This is a genomic window from Nonomuraea cavernae (assembly GCF_040655715.1).
Classification (GTDB): Bacteria; Actinomycetota; Actinomycetes; order Streptosporangiales; family Streptosporangiaceae; genus Nonomuraea; species Nonomuraea cavernae_A.
In genome coordinates this window covers 1-3091 of record NZ_JBFAKL010000068.1, presented here as the reverse complement: position 1 = coordinate 3091, position 3091 = coordinate 1, and the positions used below count along the sequence as shown (strand labels likewise).

At 60.0% G+C, this 3091-nt stretch carries 3 protein-coding genes; all 3 read left to right on the top strand.

The features are described 5' to 3' along the window. Window positions 1-326, top strand: a 326-nt coding sequence (locus AB0I38_RS40190; protein WP_358496100.1) for a hypothetical protein, incomplete at its 5' end; no start/stop codon positions are given. Window positions 327-1083: 757 nt separating this feature from the next. Beyond that, window positions 1084-1362: a helix-turn-helix domain-containing protein gene (locus tag AB0I38_RS40185; RefSeq protein ID WP_358496096.1), complete on the top strand. Its 279-nt coding sequence runs from the start codon at window positions 1084-1086 to the stop codon at window positions 1360-1362. A 710-nt stretch (window positions 1363-2072) separates the two neighbouring features. Beyond that, a complete protein-coding gene (locus tag AB0I38_RS40180; protein WP_358496093.1) occupies window positions 2073-2945 on the top strand; it encodes a hypothetical protein in 873 nt (290 codons plus the stop codon). Window positions 2946-3091: the final 146 nt, after the last annotated feature.

Sequence of the window (3091 nt, the reverse complement as noted above, 5' to 3'; positions counted from 1 at the left end):
GCGCCGACGTCACCAAGCCCGCGCCCGCTGGTTCCACCAACGAACCCGCCTCACTCGCCAATGACCAGATCACGATCTACGACTGCCGTACTAGGCATCGACTGTGTACGATCAACCCGGTCGCCAGGGACAACCTGCATCCAGTGCAACCGTGGCGCTTCAACTGCGAGTTACCAGAAGTACATCCGGTGAGAGCCAGATCACATGTCTTCTGCACTCGCAGTGCTGAAGCGCGTGAGCACACCCTGGAAACTATCCCCAACACCAGAGAATTTGGGCTGACCAGTGGTCTCGGCCCATCCTCGTATAGGGCGATCCCCAAGTGAACGACGCGGTTGCCCTATGCGGTGAAGGAGCACTGATGGCGAATCACCGATGGGGCGCCCTGTCCCGCATCGTCAACGAGCGGATCGAATCAGGAGCACACGACGGACTGTTGATCGATACGGGTAACGGCCTCGTCCGACTGACCGCATGCCAGGCCCGTGACGCGGTATGCGTCTCTGGCAGGGACACGACTCTACGCGACGCAATCTGGCGGGAGGCAATCCATGCAGCACAGCGAGAAGGGCCGGCAAACGAGACGGGACGGCTGTTCGCCCTATGGCTGGCGGAGCCTTGGATGCGCCGGACCCTCTCCATGATCTCCATCCGGCTACGCGTGAGCCATGAGGATCTCGAAGCCGAGATGGCCACCACTCTTCTGGAGGGCTTGACGACCATCGACGCAGATCTACCAGGTGCAGGCGAGAAGGTTCTCAAATCTGTGTCGAGCAGGGCTTGGTCCGAGGCTCGTTCCGGCAGCCGGGAAACTCCCGTGAAAGATCTCTTCGTATTCGCTCCTCCGAAAGGTCTGAATCGGTTCCCCGGCGGCAGATGGGAGTCGAAGACAGCTCCACCCGGGCATATCGGCGAGCACTCCGCCCCGATCCGCTTAGCCGCCACCCCTTCACAAATCGAAGGAGTCCGTCTTGGGGTGCTGGCCCAGCGCCTCGGGTTGACGGACATTCTTGATTGCGCTCGGCGCCCCGCCAAGAGGCGCCTCATCGGTACCCTGTCCCTGCGCTCGACGGGAGCCCCTCGATGATCGGGACACCGATGACCTTCGCTGAGGCATTCCACCTCCCTCTGGTTGTCGACCTGGGCACTGCCGCGAGAGCTCTGGGAATCTGTTCTGGTACCGCATACCGACTAATCCACTCGGGCAACTTTCCGTGCCATGTCATCCAGGTCGGCACCCACTACCGCATCCCCACGGCATTCCTGCTCAAGGCCCTCGGCATTGAACAGATCCCGATCTACGAAGCGGACTTGAAGGGAGGCGTCAAGTACGCTTCCCAGGAGATGGAGGAGGACGAATAGCCGTGGCCGATTCGACCTCCCATCGCTCAGGAAAGAGCTTGAACGCCCAATAAAGGGTGGGCCGAGCAGTGTGACGGCCAAGCGACACACCCGGTGATGCGTCCAGCTTCTGTAAGCACACCAACCCGCGCCGCCGCATACATATGCTTCTGGCGATTAATCACTCTGAAGCGAAGTTCGGAGGATGCGTAACGGTCGAGAACGGATAATCCTGCCTTTGGATTGACTGGGCCGCTGCTTGTGACCACGGCTAAGTGGACCTTTTGAGAAGGTTCCCAGGAAGGGTGTAGTGTCGGGGGTGTGAGCCGGAACTGCATCCGCGCCGTGACCCGGTGCGCGCCTTGTTGGTACCTGGTGTGCACCGATTTCTCCCGGCAGACACTCGCCCTCGACTAATCGCAGAACCGCCTGTATCAAACAGTGACTGAGGGCGTGGTTACAGTCGGCGAGCATCCTCTCAGGCAGATTGATGAACTGAGCCCAGGACCAGGTTTACTGGTCCATAGCTCCCCGGCTAGGCTGTGACTTGTTTTTCCCATGGTTGACCGCTGGAGAGGAGTCTATTGTTGACTCAGGTATCGAACGAGCCCGGAGCGACCGCTGAGGGGTGGTTTGACTTTCGAATTCGCTTTCGTGTTGGAAATACGTCCCAGGTGACGGGAGTCGAGGCCAACTCGTGCATTCAAATGGATCCCGGGAACCGTATCACGATGGAGCGATGGGCGGTTGACAGTCCCTTCCTCATAGTTCGCGGCCGGAATTATGTCTCCATCGCGGCGGCCGAGGCCGCCGCGCGGCAGTGGCGCGCCGCACTCATGCTGTCCTTCGCCAAGCTCAATATTGGTGCCGACTTTGGTACGCGAGCACCACAGGGGCAGCTAGCCGATAGTGGTCGCCGCATCCTCCAGGAGCACATTCCTGGTCAGCTTCGGCAAGTGCTGGATGATGTCCACGGAATACTGGTGTTTCCCAGTGAACCAACGCCCTTGTTCGTGACTGCCATGCCGGTCAGGGCTGTGCTGAGTCGCCCTGTCCAAGACGTTGTCACCCAGGCGCTGGCCCTCGTGAACAGAAGCGATCCGGTTCTCGACGATGCACAACTTGTCGCCCATAGTCTTTTCGCGTCCTCATTCTCCGAGGCATCCGTCGATGCTCGCTTCCTGATGCTGATGATGGCCGTTGAAACTCTCATCGAGCCGGACGACCGATCAGACGCTGAAGTTGCTCTTGTGGATCATCTCATCGACCAGGCCAAGCGCGCAGATATTCCGGTCCGGGAGAGAGACTCTCTCATCGGCTCCTTGAGGAGCCTTCGTAAACAGTCGATCGGACAGGCTGGTCAATCCCTGGCTTCTCGGCTCGGTGATCAGCAGTTCTCTGGCGAAAGCCCAGCCGAATTCTTCAAGAACTGCTACGCCCTGCGGAGTCATTTGGTTCACGGCAAGGTGCCACGGCCAAGTCGGGAGGCGGTGGGGCTGCGTGCGGCAACCCTTCAGATCATGGTCGGGAGATTGCTCTCCCATCGGAATATCGTTGTTGCCGGTGATCTCGAGGGCGGCCAGGTAGATGGCCCGGGTATTTGATTTCTCCACCCGCCCGAACTGGATCCCCGCCACGTCCGCTACCTGGCCGCCTTAGTACGGCAGTCGTAGATCGTGATCTGGTCATTGGCGAGTGAGGCGGGTTCGTTGGTGGAACCAGCGGGCGCGGGCTTGGTGACGTCGGCGCC